We start from the raw sequence: 14,646 nt of genomic DNA on the forward strand, positions 1-14,646 counted from the left end.
CCCCTGCATCTAGGACTGATCATGCTACGCAGACTCTCTCTGGCGCTCGCAGTAGCTGCTGCCACCACTGGAATGGCCTGGGCAGAAGAAGCCCCTCTGGCGACCAAGACCGATCTGGTCACCGTCTACAACGAGGCGGTGAAGAACAACGCCGATCTGGCGGCCGCCCGCGCCAACTATGAGGCGATCAGCGAAGTGGTACCCCAGGCCCGCGCCGGCCTGCTGCCGAATCTCTCGGCGGGTGCCGATGCGATGAACACCGACAGCGACGTGGACACCCGCGCCGGCGAGGTCAGCGCCTCGCGCAGCGGCCTGTCCTACCGCGCCAGCCTGAACCAGCCGCTGTTCCGCGCCGACCGTTGGTTCCAGTTCCAGGCGGCCAAGGCCACCGACCAGCAGTATGCCCTGCAGCTCTCCGCCACCGAGCAGAACCTGATCCTGCAGAGCGCCGAGACCTACTTCGCGGTGCTCCGCGCCCAGGACACGCTGGCCTCGACCAAGGCCGAAGAGTCGGCGTTCAAGCGCCAGCTGGACCAGGCCAACGAGCGCTTCGACGTGGGCCTGTCGGACAAGACCGACGTGCTCGAGGCTCAGGCTGGCTACGACACCGCCCGCGCCAACCGCATCCTCGCCGAGCGTGCGGTGGATGACGCCTTTCAGGCGCTGGTCACCCTGACCAACCACGAGTACGCCTCCATCGAGGGCATCGTGCACAGCCTGCCGGTGCTGGTGCCCACGCCGAACGACGCCAAGGCCTGGGTAGACACCGCGGCCCAGCAGAACCTCAACCTGCAGGCCAGCAACTACGCGGTCGATGCCGCCGAAGAAACCCTGCGCCAGCGCAAGTCCGGCCACGCGCCGACCCTGGACGCCGTGGCCCAGTATGAAAAGGGCGACAACGATTCCCTCGGCTTCACCAACAACGACCTGGCCTCGCCCTATGACGGCGACGCCGAGCAGACCAGCATCGGCCTGCAGCTGAACATCCCGATCTACAGTGGCGGCCTGACCAGCTCCCAGGTGCGCGAGGCCTACTATCGTCTGACCCAGAGCGAGCAGGAGCGCGAGAGCCTGCGCCGCCAGGTGGTGGAGAACACCCGCAACCTGCACCGCGCGGTGAACACCGATGTGGAAACCGTGCAGGCCCGCCGCCAGTCGATCATCTCCAACCAGAGTGCGCTGGAGGCCACCGAGATCGGCTACCAGGTCGGCACCCGCAACATCGTCGACGTGCTCGACGCCCAGCGTCAGCTGTACAGCTCGGTGCGCAACTACAACGACGCACGCTACGACTACATCCTTAACAACCTGCGCCTGAAGCAGGCCGCCGGCACCCTGGCGCCGACCGACCTGGAAGCGCTGTCCAGCTTCCTCAAGCCGGACTACGACCCGGACAAGGACTTCCTCCCGCAGGACCTGGCCAAGGCCGCCGAAGCCAGGCTGCAGAGCAACCCCGACTACTGATCGGTTCTCGCGAAAAAGCCCCGCCCATGCGGGGCTTTTTCTATGCTGGCATTTGGCCTATACCTTGCTTGGCTTCAGCTTTGCCGAATGCGGCCGATGCGCTGTCATCGGGTCGCCTGACCGGAAGGAGTTCCGCTGTGTCCGTTCTGTTCTCGCTGTTGCGCAGCCGCCTGCTGCGTCCCGTCTTCATCGCCCTCGGCCTGGCCATGCTGGCCCAGGTCGGCCTCGCGGTCTGGCTGACCCGCGCCACCGTCGATGGCCTGGTCAGCGATCTGACTCAGCGCCTGGGTGGCGAGAGCCAGCGTCTGGCCGGCGAACTGGGCAGTGCCGAAGAGGAGATGCGCGCCGGGCTGGCCGCGCTCTCCAGCAATACTCGCGAACGTCTCTCCAACGGCCTCTCCGGTCAGCTCAAGAGCGAGCAGGCGCAGCTGCGCAAGGTGCTCGAGGAAAACCTCAAGCAGTCCGGGAACTCCATGGCCCAGCTGCTCGCCGGCGTCGCGCCCAAGGCCATCTGGGACAACGACACGCCCGCCCTGACCGCACTCACCCGCATCGTCCAGCGTGATCCGGCGGTGCTCTTCGCTGTGTTCTACGACGCCCAGGGCCAGCGCCTGACCCGCAACTTCAACCGCAGCAGCCCGCGGGTGCGCGAGCTGGTGGCGGCCGGGCAGGGCGATGGCGCGCTGGCCAAGCTGGTCGACGCCGCCTCGCGCGACCCGAAGGTGTACATCATCGAGACGGACATCAATCCGATGGGGGCGTCCATCGGCAAGGTCCAGCTCGGCATGTCGCTGGACGGGGTGGAGCAGGAGCTGACGGCGCTGGACGCCCGCTTCGCCACTCTGGTCGGCAGCGCCGGTGAACTGGTCGACCAGAGCCTTTCCGGCGCGGCCCAGGAAAGTACCCAGGCCCTGCAGCAGCGCCTGCAGCTGGCCGAGCAGGCCACCGCCGACATGGCGCGCAACGGCAGCGAGACCGTGCGGCAGGCCGCCGACAGCCTGCGCTGGCGCATCGCCTCGGGCCTGCTGGTGGTAGGGCTGCTGACGCTGGTGGTGGTCGCCCTGGTGCTCGGCTGGCGCGTGCTCAGCCGCCTGCAGCTGCTGATCGTGGCGCTCAAGGACTTGGCCGCCGGCGAGGGCGACCTGACTCGGCGTGTGCAGCTGGACAGCAACGACGAGGTCGGCGAAATGGCCGACGCGGTCAACCAGTTCATCGCCAAGCTGCAGCCCATCGTCCGCGAGGCGGGCGAAGTGGCCCAGCGCACCGGCGAGGAGATCCGCAGCCTGGCCCAGCGCAGTGCCGCGGCCGAGGCGGCCGCCGGTCGCCAGCGCGACGAGGTGGCCGGCAGCCTGCAGGCGCTGGAGGACATGGCGGCGGCCGCGCAGCGCGAGAGCGAGGCCATGCAGGAGGCGCAGCAGCGCGTTGCGGCCATCCGCCAGGCGGCCCATGAGAACGCAGCCATCGCCGACAAGGTCGGCCGACTGATCGAGGCGCTGGTGGCACGAGTGGAGAACGGCTCGGCGGTGATCGAGAAACTGGCCAAGCAGAGCGAGCAGATCGAGGTGGTGCTGACGGTGATCCAGTCCATCGCCGAGCAGACCAACCTGTTGGCGCTGAACGCTGCCATCGAGGCGGCGCGGGCAGGGGAGAGCGGCCGCGGTTTCGCCGTGGTGGCCGACGAAGTAAGGGCCCTGGCGAGCAAGACCCAGCAGTCCACCGGCGACATCCAGGCCCATATCACCGCGCTGCAGCAGGGCGCCCGCGAGGCGGTGGCGGTGATCGGTCAGGCCGGCGACCAGGCGAGCGAGGGCTTGCAGGCCCTGCGCGACAGCGCGCGGCTGCAGCAGTCTGTGCAGGCATCGGTGGACGAGGTGCATGGCGCCATCGACAGCGCCACCCGTTCGGCGGGCGACCAGGCCGAAGGCGCGGTCGCCGTGCGCGGCCGGGTCGAAGTGATCCACAGCGAGGCCCAGCGCGCGGCTCAGGCCGTCGGTGAGACGGCGGCCAGTGGCCGGGTGGTCGATGGTTTGGTCGGCCAGCTCAAGGCCAGCTTCGCCCAGTTCAAGGTCTGACGACCGGCTGGGCGTTGGAGAGGCTGCGCCGAAGAAACCTCAACGGGTGCTTGCGGCGCCGTCTTTCCGCCCCGCCTTCCGGCTCGCGCGGTTGTGCGAGGGGCCGAGGCGATTTCCCAAGGCCAGAAAAGACAAAACCGAGCCATTGGCTCGGTTCTGTTTGAAGAGTGGTGCCCAGGAGAAGACTCGAACTTCCACGGTGTTGCCACCGCTAGGACCTGAACCTAGTGCGTCTACCAATTCCGCCACCTGGGCACATAGCGACGATTGCTCGCCGACTTTTGCAGCATTCACCGATTTTGGCGGTACGGAAGCTGCTCCGGTAAAAGCGAAACCGAGCCATCGGCTCGGTTTCTGAAGAGTTGTGCCCAGGAGAAGACTCGAACTTCAACGGTGTTGCCACCGCTAGGACCTGAACCTAGTGCGTCTACCAATTCCGCCACCTGGGCACGGGAAACTATGATTACTCAGTCGCTTCCGTGTTACAACGTCTCAGCAACGTTGTGGGCGCGAACTATACGGAGCACCCTTTTGCTTGTAAACCCCTGACGGCGAAAAAATTATTGTGCTGACCCCCGATGCCGTTTCGCGTTTCAATAGGGGCATGGCACACCACTTATATATGCGTAAAGGTAATTTCACTTAATGGCCGATTGGCAATCCCTCGACCCTGAGGCCGCCCGCGAGGCGGAAAAATACGACAACCCCATTCCCAGCCGGGAACTGATCCTGCAGCACCTGTCCGAGCGCGGCTCTCCCGCCGCCCGAGAGGAGCTGGTGGCCGAGTTCGGCCTGACCACCGATGAGCAGCTCGAGGCGCTGCGTCGCCGCCTGCGCGCCATGGAGCGCGACGGCCAGCTCATCTTCACCCGCCGTGGCACCTATGCGCCGGTGGACAAGCTCGACCTGATCCGCGGCCGCATCGCCGGCCACCGCGATGGCTTCGGCTTCATGATCCCGGACGACGGCAGCGACGACCTGTTCCTCAGCCCGGCACAGATGCGCCTGGTGTTCGATGGCGACCGCGTGCTCGCCCGCGTCGCCGGCTTCGACCGCCGTGGGCGCCGCGAAGGCGGCATCGTCGAGGTGATCGAGCGCGCCCACGAGACCATCGTCGGCCGCTACTTCGAAGAGGCCGGCATCGGTTTCGTCGAGGCCGACAACCCGAAGATCCAGCAGGAAGTGCTGGTCACCCCGGGTCGCACCGGCGGTGCCAAGGTCGGCCAGTTCGTCGAGATCAAGATCACTCACTGGCCCACCTCGCGCTACCAGCCCCAGGGCGACATCGTCGAGGTGATCGGCAATTACATGGCGCCGGGCATGGAGATCGACGTGGCCCTGCGCAGCTATGACATCCCCCATGTCTGGCCCGAGGACGTGACCAAGGAAGCCCGCCGGCTCAAGTCCGAGGTCGAGGAGAAGGACAAGCAGAACCGCGTCGACCTGCGCCATCTGCCGTTCGTCACCATCGACGGCGAGGACGCCCGTGACTTCGACGATGCCGTGTACTGCGAGAAGAACAGCAGCCGCTGGAAGCTGTTCTCCGGCGGCTGGAAGCTCTACGTGGCCATCGCCGACGTGTCGCACTACGTCAAGGTCGGCTCGGCGCTGGATGCCGAGGCCGAGAAGCGCGGCAACTCGGTCTACTTCCCCGAGCGCGTTGTACCGATGCTGCCCGAGGAGCTGTCCAACGGCCTGTGCTCGCTGAACCCGCATGTCGACCGCCTGGCCATGGTCTGCGAGATGAGCATGTCCAAGTCCGGCGAGCTGCTCGACTACCAGTTCTACGAGGCGGTGATCCACTCCCACGCGCGCCTGACCTACAACAAGGTCAGCTACATGCTCGAGCAGCCGAAGAGCAGCGAAGGCAAGTCCCTGCGCGAGGAGTACCAAGAGGTGCTGCCGCACCTGAAACAGCTCTACGCGCTGTACCAGGTGCTGCTGGCCGCCCGCCACGAGCGTGGCGCCATCGATTTCGAGACCCAGGAGACGCGCATCGTCTTCGGCAGCGGGCGCAAGATCGCCGAGATCCGCCCGACCCAGCGCAACGACGCGCACAAGCTGATCGAGGAATGCATGCTGGCGGCCAACGTGGCCACCGCGCGTTTCATGCTCGACCACGACATGCCGTCGCTGTACCGCGTGCACGACGGCCCGCCGGCCGAGCGGGTGGAGAAGCTCAAGGCCTTCCTCGGCGAACTGGGCCTGGCCCTGCACAAGGGCAAGGAAGGGCCGAAGCCGAAGGACTACCAGAAGCTGCTGGCGAGCATCCAGGAGCGCCCGGACTTCCACCTGATCCAGACCGTGATGCTGCGCTCGCTGAGCCAGGCGGTGTACAGCGCCGACAACAATGGCCACTTCGGCCTGAACTACGAAGCCTACACGCACTTCACCTCGCCGATCCGTCGCTACCCGGACCTGCTGGTGCATCGCGCGATTCGCAGCGTGATCCGATCCAAGCGCGAGACCAAGCACGTGCAGCGCGCCGGTGCGGCGAGCATGCCCAAGGCGCGCATCTACCCGTACGACGAGGCGGCGCTGGAGAAACTCGGCGAGCAATGCTCGATGACCGAGCGGCGCGCCGACGAGGCGACCCGTGACGTGGTCAACTGGCTCAAGTGCGAATTCATGCAGGACCGCGTCGGCGAGACCTTCGAGGGCGTGATCACCGCGGTGACCGGCTTCGGCATCTTCGTCGAACTGAAGGACATCTATGTCGAGGGTCTGGTCCACGTGACGGCTCTGCCGGCCGATTACTACCACTTCGACCCGGTGCACCACCGCCTGGCCGGCGAGCGCAGTGGTCGCAGTTTCCGTCTCGGCGACAGCGTCGAGGTCACCGTCATGCGGGTCGACCTGGACGAACGCAAGATCGACTTCGAGCTCAGCCAGAGCAAGCCGGCCAAGGCCGAGCCGCGTCGTCGCGGCGGTGAGCCGGCGGCGAAGAAGTCGGGCAGGGGCGGGGCGCTCGGCAATACCGATGTGCAGAAGAGCCGGGACGTGAAGAAGGCGCTGCTCGACGGTGCCAAGAAAGGTGGCGGCAAGGCCCCGGCGGGCAAGGGCGGCAAGCCGTCTTCCCACCGCAAGGGCGCGCCCAAGTCGGGCGCCGCCCCGGCCGGTGGCAAACCGAGCCGGCGCAAGGCGAAGCCATGAGCCAGCTGGAAAGGGTCTACGGCGTACACGCCGTCGAGGCGCTGCTGCGTCATCACCCCAAGCGGGTGAAGCAGCTGTGGCTGGCCGAGAGCCGGCAGGATCCGCGCGTGCAGGTGCTGCTCGAGCTGTGTGCGCAGAACCGCGTGCCGGTCGGCCACAAGGATCGCCAGGAACTCGACGAGTGGGCCGAGGGCGTGCACCAGGGCGTGGTCGCCGAGGTCAGTCCGAGTCAGGTGTGGGGCGAGAACATGCTCGACGAGCTGCTCGAGCGTAGCGAAGGCCCTGCCCTGCTGCTGGTGCTGGACGGTGTGACCGACCCGCACAACCTTGGCGCCTGCCTGCGCACCGCCGATGCCGCCGGTGCCCATGCGGTGATCGTGCCCAAGGACAAATCCGCCACCCTCAATGCCACCGTGCGCAAGGTGGCCTGCGGTGCCGCCGAGGTGATCCCGCTGGTAGCGGTGACCAACCTGGCGCGGACCCTGGAAAAGCTGCAGAAGAAAGGCCTTTGGGTCGTCGGCACTGCCGGCGAGGTCGACCAGGAGCTGTACCAGCTCGACATGACCGGCCCGACGGTGCTGGTCATGGGCGCCGAGGGCAAGGGCATGCGCCGCCTGACCCGCGAGCACTGCGACTACCTGGTGAAGCTGCCCATGGGCGGCAGCGTCAGCAGCCTCAACGTCTCGGTCGCCACCGGGGTGTGCCTGTTCGAGGCGGTGCGCCAGCGCCGCGCGGTCGCCGCCAAGGCCTGATCAAATAATCGCCAGTCCGCCTTGCGCGCGGCAGGGGGCTTCTCTAGAATGTCGCCCCTTGCCGTGACGGCAGGCGCGCCCGCGCCTTCGCTTCGGCAAGATCAACGAGTCATTCACTCCTTGCCTGACCACTTCGTTGGCAGGCTGCAACCCGTAAGGAGCATTCATGCGTCATTACGAAATCATCTTCCTGGTTCACCCGGACCAGAGCGAGCAAGTCGGCGGCATGGTCGAGCGTTACACCAAGCTGATCGAAGAAGACGGCGGCAAAATCCACCGTCTGGAAGATTGGGGCCGTCGTCAACTGGCCTACGCCATCAACAACGTTCACAAGGCTCACTACGTGATGCTGAACGTCGAGTGCAGCGGCAAGGCCCTGGCCGAGCTGGAAGACAACTTCCGCTACAACGACGCCGTGATCCGCAACCTGATCATCCGTCGCGACGAAGCCGTCACCGGTCAGTCCGAGATGCTCAAGGCCGAAGAAAACCGCAGCGAGCGCCGCGAGCGCCGTGAGCGCGTTGAAACCGAATCCGCCGAAGGCGAAGACGGTGACAACAGCGACAACGCTGACGAGTAATCCACGGATCTATTGAGGAGCCAATTCCATGGCACGTTTCTTCCGTCGTCGTAAATTCTGCCGTTTCACCGCCGAAGGCGTGAAAGAGATCGACTTCAAGGATCTCAACACCCTGAAGGCGTACATCTCCGAAACCGGCAAGATCGTTCCGAGCCGCATCACCGGTACCAAGGCCAAGTACCAGCGTCAGCTGGCCGTCGCTATCAAGCGCGCCCGCTACCTGGCCCTGCTGCCCTACACCGACAGCCACGGCCGTTGATAGCAGACCGTCGATTTCGTAGTAAGGGATAAACCGCATGCGCGCCTTGGCTGATTTCATCATGCGCGGCCGCATGCAGGCCACCCTCGTGGTGGTCGGTTCGGCGGCAGTGCCGCTGTTGTTCTGGTTGAGTGCCGCCGCCAGCTGCCTGGTGCTGCTGCGGCGGGGGCCGAGAGATGCCGTTGGCATCCTCGCCTGGGCATTGCTGCCGGCCGTGGCCTGGTGGCATTTCGGCGAGCCGCGCACCTTGTTGGTGCTGCTCGGTTCGCTGGGGCTGGCGCTGTTGTTGCGTGCCGGCCATGCCTGGGTCCGGGTGGTGCTGGTCAGCATCGCCGTCGGCCTGGTGTTTGGCGTGGTTCTGGGGACGGTGTTCCAGGAACCCATCGTGGCGATGGCGGGTGAGCTGAACAAGCTGATGCCGCAGATGCTCGATGGGGTCTACCAGCAGATGTCGGTAGACGAACGGACCCGCCTCGAGGCGCTGATCGCCCCGGTACTCACCGGATTGATGGCTGCGTTGCTGCAGGCCGTCAGCCTGCTCTGCCTGATGCTCGGGCGGTACTGGCAGGCGGCGCTGTACAACCCCGGCGGCTTCGGGCTCGAGTTTCGTGCCCTGCGCCTGCCCGCACCGCTGGCCTTCGGGCTGTTGGCGGTCATGTTCCTGGCGCCCAACCTGGGCCTGGAGCTGGCCATGCTGACGCCGATGTGCAGCGTGCCGCTGGCGCTGGCCGGTGTCGCTCTGCTGCACGGCTTGGCCGCGGCGGGGCGCCTGGCCCGCTTCTGGCTGGTGGGGCTGTACGTGTCGATGCTGCTGTTTATGCAGCTGGTTTATCCGTTGCTGGTGGTCCTGGCCACCGTCGACAGTCTGATGGATTTTCGCGGTCGCCTGGCGCGCAAAGATGGCGCCGGCCCCGCGAACGGTGAAGGTTAAAAGTTAAGAGGTAAGACCCAAATGGAAGTTATCCTGCTGGAAAAAATCGCCAACCTGGGCAACCTGGGCGACAAGGTGAACGTCAAGGCCGGTTACGGTCGTAACTACCTGCTGCCGCAGGGCAAGGCCACCGCCGCTACCGCCGAGAACGTCGCTGCGTTCGAAGCCCGTCGCGCCGAGCTGGAAAAAGCCGCTGCCGAGAAGAAGGCCTCCGCCGAATCTCGCGCTGCTCAGCTGGCCGAGCTGGAAGTCACCATCACTGCCGTGGCCGGTGACGAAGGCAAGCTGTTCGGTTCCATCGGTACCCACGACATCGCCGAAGCCCTGACCGCCTCCGGCGTGGAGGTGTCCAAGGCCGAAGTGCGTCTGCCGAACGGCACCATCCGCCAGGTCGGCGAGTTCGACGTTGCCGTGCACCTGCACACCGACGTCGAGACCACCGTCAAGGTGATCGTGGTAGCCGCCTAAGGCGAGCGACCCGCGGGCTTGCGCACACGTGCGGGCCTGCCGACAATCGGGCACTCATCGCTTCGCGGTGCGTGCCCGTTGTTTTTTGCGAGAGCCTTTTGCGGAGCCTGCCTGCGCAAAAGCCTCTGAATGCCCGGAATCACAGGTGCCATGAACGATATCAGCGTCCCTCAGCAGTACGACCTGGAAACCGCCGCACTCAAGGTGCCGCCGCATTCCATCGAGGCCGAACAGGCCGTGCTGGGCGGCCTGATGCTCGACAACAATGCCTGGGAGCGGGTCTCCGACGCGGTGTCCGACGGCGACTTCTACCGGCATGACCACCGCCTGATCTTCCGCGCGATCTTCACCCTGGCCGAGCGCAACTCGCCGTTCGACGTGGTGACTCTGTCCGAGCAGCTGGACAAGGAAGGCCACCTCAGCCAGGTCGGCGGCCTCGGCTATCTTGGCGAGCTGGCCAAGAACACCCCGTCGGTGGCCAACATCAAGGCCTACGCGCAGATCATTCGCGAGCGCGCCACGCTGCGCCAGCTGATCGGCATCAGCAATGACATCGCCGACATGGCCTACGCGCCCCAGGGCAAGAGCGCCGTGGAGGTGCTCGACGAGGCCGAGCGGCAGATCTTCCAGATCGCCGAGGCGCGTCCCAAGGCTGGCGGCCCGGTGGGGATCAACGAGATCCTGGTCAAGACCATCGACCGCATCGACGAGCTGTTCAACACCAACGAGGGCCTGACCGGCATCTCCACCGGCTTCACCGACCTCGATGGCATGACCAGCGGCCTGCAGCCGGCCGACCTGGTGATCGTCGCCGGCCGCCCGTCCATGGGCAAGACCACCTTCGCCATGAACCTGGTGGAAAACGCGGTGCTGCGTTCCGACAAGGTGATCCTGGTGTTCTCCCTGGAGATGCCCAGCGACTCGATCGTGATGCGTATGCTCTCCTCCCTCGGTCGCATCGACCAGACCAAGGTGCGTTCCGGCAAGCTGGACGACGACGACTGGCCGCGCCTGACCTCCGCGGTCAACCTGCTCAACGAGCGCAAGCTGTTCATCGACGATACCGCCGGCATCAGCCCGACCGAGATGCGCGCCCGCGCCCGCCGCCTGGCCCGCGAGCACGGCGATATCGGCATGATCATGGTCGACTACCTGCAGCTGATGCGCATCCCGGGCTCCAGTGGTGACAACCGCACCAACGAGATCTCCGAGATCTCGCGCTCGCTCAAGGCCCTGGCCAAGGAATTCAACTGCCCGGTGATCGCCCTGTCGCAGCTCAACCGCTCCCTGGAACAGCGCCCCAACAAGCGCCCGGTCAACTCCGACCTGCGTGAATCCGGGGCGATCGAACAGGACGCCGACATCATCATGTTTGTCTACCGCGACGAGGTGTATCACCCGGAGACCGAGTACAAGGGCGTGGCCGAGATCATCATCGGCAAGCAGCGTAACGGCCCCATCGGCACCTGCCGCCTGGCCTTCATCGGCAAGTACACGCGCTTCGACAACCTGGCGCCGGGGCTCTACAACTTCGAGGAAGACTGACCCTTCACCGGTCTCGCCGGCTGCGCGACGCATGGACTGTGTCGCGCGGTGCTCGTACAGCCTCTGGCTGAACGTCCACAGGGCGAGCGTCGCGAGTCATGCCCCTGAACCTCTGGTCCACTCCGCTTGCTGCGCTCCGGGCTCCTTGCCCTTGCGCCGTTCACTATGGTCTGAGCGGCGAAGGGGCTGATCCCGCTCAATGAAAACGGGCGCCCAGCGGTTAAGATGGGCGCCCGTTTTCTTTCCGGAAGCTCTTCATGCGCCCCCTCGTCGCCACCATCGATCTGGCCGCCGTCGTCCACAACTACCAGTTGGCCAAGCACTGCGCGCCGGGGCGCCAGGCGTTCGCGGTGGTCAAGGCGAATGCCTACGGGCACGGCGTGCGCGAGGTGGTGAGCGCGCTGCATGGCGAGGCGGACGGCTTCGCCGTGGCCAGCCTGGAGGAGGCCGCCGAAGTGCGCGCCATGCACGGCGAGGCGCGCATCCTGCTGCTGGAGGGCTGCTTCGCCGCCGATGAGTTGCCGATGGCCGCCCACCTGGGGCTGGACCTGGTGCTGCAAGGCCCGGAGCAGGTCGAGGCGTTGCTCGCCGCCGAGCTGGCGCGGCCGCTGAACGTCTGGCTCAAGCTGGATTCCGGCATGCATCGCCTGGGCCTCGAGTCCGCGGCCGTGCGCGCGCTGTTCCCGCGCCTGCGTGGTGCGGCCCAGGTCGCCGAGCTGAACCTGCTCAGCCACTTCGCCTGCGCCGACGAGCGCGAGCACAGTCTCAACGAAGTGCAGCTGGAGTGCTTCCTCGATCTGCTCGACCTGGACTTCGACCAGCGCAGTCTGGCCAATTCGGCGGCGCTGCTGATGATCCCGGCATCGCACATGGACTGGGTTCGCCCCGGCATCATGCTCTACGGCGCCACGCCGTTCGCCGAGCATTCCGCCGCCGAACTGGGCCTGAAACCGGCCATGAGCCTGGACGCGCAGCTGATCGCCGTGCGCGAGGTGGCGCGGGGCGAGAGTGTAGGCTATGGCGCCGGCTGGGTCGCCGAGCGGCCGTCGCGCATCGGTACGGTGAGCTGCGGTTACGCCGACGGCTATCCACGCCACGCCCCGGCCGGCACGCCGGTCTGGATCGGCGGGCGCCGGCAGCCGCTGGCCGGTCGGGTGTGCATGGACATGCTGATGGTCGATCTCAACGACCTGCCCGGGGCGGCGGTCGGCGACGCCGTGGAGCTGTGGGGCGTCAACCTGCCGGTGGACGAGGTGGCCCGGGCCGCCGGCACGGTCGGCTACGAGTTGCTGACCAAAGTCACCGCGCGAGTGCCGCGGCGCTATCGCACCTGAGGGTGAACGCGGGAAAGATCCGCGCTTCCGGTGGTGCGCACGGCGCACCCTGCCGTCGCGAAAGCGGCTATCCCAGCCCGCTCGGTACTTTGAGCACGTCCAGCATCAGGCAGGCCTGCGGGCTCAGCTCGCCGTCGCATCCCTGCAGCACGAAGCCCGAGCGACCCTTTTCCTTGGCCCTGTACATCGCCTCGTCGGCGGACTTGTAGAGGCCGGCGAACTGTTGCGCGTGCTGCGGGTAGAGCGCGCCGCCGATGCTGATGGTCACGGCCAGGCGATTGGCGCCGTAGAGCACCGGTCGCGACAGCTCGGCGAGCAGGCGTGCGGCGATCTCCTGGGCATGCTGCTGGGCGTCCGACCCGCAGACCAGCACGGCGAACTCGTCGCCGCCTAAGCGCGCGACCATGTCGTTGGCCCGTACATGCTCGCGCAGACGATGACCGATGGTGCGCAGCAGCAGGTCGCCGGCATCGTGGCCGTAGCGATCATTGATCGGCTTGAAGTGGTCCAGGTCCACCAGCATCAGCGCCACCGACTCGTCGCGGCGCTGGGCGTCGGCCAGGGCCACTTCGGCGCGCTCGATCAGGTAACGGCGGTTGGGCAGCTCGGTCAGCGGGTCGTGGAACGCCGCATGCTGCAGGCGCTGCTCGCGTTCGCTGAGCTGCTGGTTGGCCAGTGCCAGCTCGGCGGTGCGCAGGCGCACGGCCTCATGCAGTTCGTCGGCGCTGGCCTGCATCTGCGCGAGGCGCGCGGTCTTCTCGCGGTCGGCCTGCAGCACGGCTTCGGCTCTTTCCAGCTTGAGCATCTGGATGCGGTAGGCCAGGGCGAAGGAGAACAGGATCGATTCGGCGGCCACCGCCAGCGGGAACACATAGGCGTTCCAGGTGGCCGGCTGCACCAGGCCGGTGGAGCGCATCAGCGCCAGGCTGATGCTGCCGAGGATCAGGCCGTAGCCGCAGAGGTAGAGCAGGGCCGGGAAATAGCCCTGGCGCCAGCGGATCATCGCCGAGCCGAGTGCGGCGGGGATGCTGGTCAGCGACAGCAGGGCGATGATCCAGGCCGCCAGGTTGCGCTGGCCGAACGCCTCGAGCACCACGGCGACGACGTAGAAGACGCAGGCGAAGCTCAGCAGGTGATGGGCCCAGCGCACATGCAGACGCGTCTGCAGCAGGGTCTGGGTGAAGCGGCACGCGCAGAAACCCCACAGCGAGGGCAGGGTGATGCGGTCCAGCCAGAACGGCACCGGTCCCTCCGGCCACAGGTACTGGAAGCCGTGGCCGCTCATGCTGACGATCAGCAGCAGCGCGCCGGCGGTGGTCAGCACGTACCAGAAGTACGCGGAGTCGCGCAGGGTGAAGAAGATGAACAGGTTGTACAGCAGCAGGGCGGCGATGATGCCGTAGATCAGGCCCAGGCCGAGGTTTTCGTGGCTTGCCAGGTGGTCCAGCTGGTCCAGTTGCCAGACCTTGAGCGGGAAGGAGTTGCCGGCCGGATCGTAACTGCGCAGGTAGAAGGTCTGCGGCGTCTCGCCCAGGTCCGGCAGTTGCAGCAGCATGCGCCGATAGTCGTGGTCGCGGCCCTCGGCGAAACCGACGCGCTCGCCGGACTGGCGCAGCGCCCAGCCGCCCCGGCCGTCGGGCGTGTACAGCTGCAGGTCGAGCTGGGTCACCGCGCCGATCTCCAGCCACCAGCGCGCCGGGGCGTCCGTGGTGCGCTGCAGCTCCAGCTTGATCCACCAGGGGTTGGGGTTCTGCCCGACGCTGGCCCGGCCGCGTGCCGGCTGGAAGCGCTGCTGCACGGCCGGGTCGGCCATGTCCTTGATGCGTAGCTCGCCGCCCACATCTTCCAGCAGCTGGATGCGATCGTTCAGCGGCTGGCCGCTACTGCCGGGCTGCAGCTGCACCGGCTGCGCATGCAGGCCGGCGGCCAGGCCCAGGCACAGCAGTGCGAGCAACGCGCGCAAGGTCGGGAAATGCACCGTGGGAGACTCCTTTTCGCCCGGGATGGCATTTGGCAATGAGGCTGGAGTATAGCCAGGGTTGAGATCGTGATCACAAAATCCTCGGCCCTGCGTCCGAGCACGTTGGT

10 protein-coding genes, 2 tRNA genes and 2 pseudogenes are annotated in these 14,646 nt (G+C 66.5%); 11 read left to right on the forward strand and 3 right to left on the reverse strand.

The annotated features are described in order from the left end of the window. Positions 1 to 21 precede the first annotated feature (21 nt). The 3 genes and pseudogenes from NF616_RS07225 to NF616_RS21370 form a co-directional block, all read left to right on the forward strand. Positions 22 to 1,464, forward strand: a complete 1,443-nt coding sequence (locus NF616_RS07225) for a TolC family outer membrane protein (protein ID WP_252272572.1) — start codon at positions 22 to 24, stop codon at positions 1,462 to 1,464. A gap of 953 nt (positions 1,465 to 2,417) precedes the next feature. Beyond that, a pseudogene (locus NF616_RS21365) lies at positions 2,418 to 2,678 on the forward strand (HAMP domain-containing protein); the annotation flags it as partial. Positions 2,679 to 3,020: 342 nt separating this feature from the next. After that, positions 3,021 to 3,536, forward strand: a pseudogene (locus tag NF616_RS21370) (methyl-accepting chemotaxis protein); the annotation flags it as partial. A 168-nt stretch (positions 3,537 to 3,704) separates the two neighbouring features. Here the strand turns inward: NF616_RS21370 and NF616_RS07235 are convergent. Continuing rightward, a tRNA-Leu gene (locus NF616_RS07235) sits at positions 3,705 to 3,791 on the reverse strand. A gap of 110 nt (positions 3,792 to 3,901) precedes the next feature. Further along, a tRNA-Leu gene (locus NF616_RS07240) sits at positions 3,902 to 3,985 on the reverse strand. 196 nt (positions 3,986 to 4,181) lie between these two features. On the opposite strand from NF616_RS07240, the gene rnr reads away from it, so the two are divergent. The 8 genes from rnr to alr all read left to right on the forward strand — a co-directional run bounded on the left by rnr (position 4,182) and on the right by alr (position 12,558). Then, positions 4,182 to 6,689, forward strand: a complete 2,508-nt coding sequence (gene rnr / locus NF616_RS07245; RefSeq protein WP_252272574.1) for a ribonuclease R — start codon at positions 4,182 to 4,184, stop codon at positions 6,687 to 6,689. Beyond that, positions 6,686 to 7,441, forward strand: coding sequence for a 23S rRNA (guanosine(2251)-2'-O)-methyltransferase RlmB (rlmB, locus tag NF616_RS07250; protein ID WP_252272575.1), 756 nt, complete (start codon positions 6,686 to 6,688; stop codon positions 7,439 to 7,441). Before rnr ends, rlmB begins: the two co-directional genes overlap by 4 nt. A 166-nt stretch (positions 7,442 to 7,607) precedes the next feature. Then, positions 7,608 to 8,021, forward strand: coding sequence for a 30S ribosomal protein S6 (rpsF, locus tag NF616_RS07255; protein WP_110683505.1), 414 nt, complete (start codon positions 7,608 to 7,610; stop codon positions 8,019 to 8,021). Positions 8,022 to 8,049: 28 nt separating this feature from the next. Next, positions 8,050 to 8,280, forward strand: a complete 231-nt coding sequence (gene rpsR, locus NF616_RS07260; protein WP_021701047.1) for a 30S ribosomal protein S18 — start codon at positions 8,050 to 8,052, stop codon at positions 8,278 to 8,280. Between the two features lie 37 nt (positions 8,281 to 8,317). Continuing rightward, positions 8,318 to 9,211 (forward strand): hypothetical protein, encoded by an 894-nt coding sequence (locus NF616_RS07265; RefSeq protein ID WP_252272576.1) that lies wholly within the window; start codon positions 8,318 to 8,320, stop codon positions 9,209 to 9,211. Between the two features lie 21 nt (positions 9,212 to 9,232). Further along, entirely contained in the window at positions 9,233 to 9,679 is a 447-nt protein-coding gene (gene rplI, locus NF616_RS07270; protein WP_252272577.1) for a 50S ribosomal protein L9, read from the forward strand. A 150-nt stretch (positions 9,680 to 9,829) separates the two neighbouring features. Further along, entirely contained in the window at positions 9,830 to 11,224 is a 1,395-nt protein-coding gene (gene dnaB / locus NF616_RS07275; protein ID WP_252272578.1) for a replicative DNA helicase, read from the forward strand. A gap of 257 nt (positions 11,225 to 11,481) precedes the next feature. Next, on the forward strand, positions 11,482 to 12,558 hold the full coding sequence (gene alr, locus NF616_RS07280; RefSeq protein ID WP_252272579.1) for an alanine racemase: 1,077 nt from the start codon (positions 11,482 to 11,484) through the stop codon (positions 12,556 to 12,558). A 67-nt stretch (positions 12,559 to 12,625) separates the two neighbouring features. On the opposite strand, the gene NF616_RS07285 is transcribed toward alr, so the two are convergent. After that, positions 12,626 to 14,536: a diguanylate cyclase domain-containing protein gene (locus NF616_RS07285; protein ID WP_434091871.1), complete on the reverse strand. Its 1,911-nt coding sequence runs from the start codon at positions 14,534 to 14,536 to the stop codon at positions 12,626 to 12,628. Between the last annotated feature and the right edge of the window lie 110 nt (positions 14,537 to 14,646).

It is taken from the genome of Pseudomonas subflava (genome assembly GCF_023823685.1).
Lineage (GTDB): Bacteria > Pseudomonadota > Gammaproteobacteria > Pseudomonadales > Pseudomonadaceae > Aquipseudomonas > Aquipseudomonas subflava.

Bases quoted from the DNA above. Each gene is read 5' to 3' on its own strand.
- NF616_RS07225 (WP_252272572.1), top strand. From the start codon at position 22: ATGCTACGCAGACTCTCTCTGGCGCTCGCAGTAGCTGCTGCCACCACT.
- rnr (WP_252272574.1), top strand. From the start codon at position 4,182: ATGGCCGATTGGCAATCCCTCGACCCTGAGGCCGCCCGCGAGGCGGAA.
- rlmB (WP_252272575.1), top strand. From the start codon at position 6,686: ATGAGCCAGCTGGAAAGGGTCTACGGCGTACACGCCGTCGAGGCGCTG.
- rpsF (WP_110683505.1), top strand. From the start codon at position 7,608: ATGCGTCATTACGAAATCATCTTCCTGGTTCACCCGGACCAGAGCGAG.
- rpsR (WP_021701047.1), top strand. From the start codon at position 8,050: ATGGCACGTTTCTTCCGTCGTCGTAAATTCTGCCGTTTCACCGCCGAA.
- NF616_RS07265 (WP_252272576.1), top strand. From the start codon at position 8,318: ATGCGCGCCTTGGCTGATTTCATCATGCGCGGCCGCATGCAGGCCACC.
- rplI (WP_252272577.1), top strand. From the start codon at position 9,233: ATGGAAGTTATCCTGCTGGAAAAAATCGCCAACCTGGGCAACCTGGGC.
- dnaB (WP_252272578.1), top strand. From the start codon at position 9,830: ATGAACGATATCAGCGTCCCTCAGCAGTACGACCTGGAAACCGCCGCA.
- alr (WP_252272579.1), top strand. From the start codon at position 11,482: ATGCGCCCCCTCGTCGCCACCATCGATCTGGCCGCCGTCGTCCACAAC.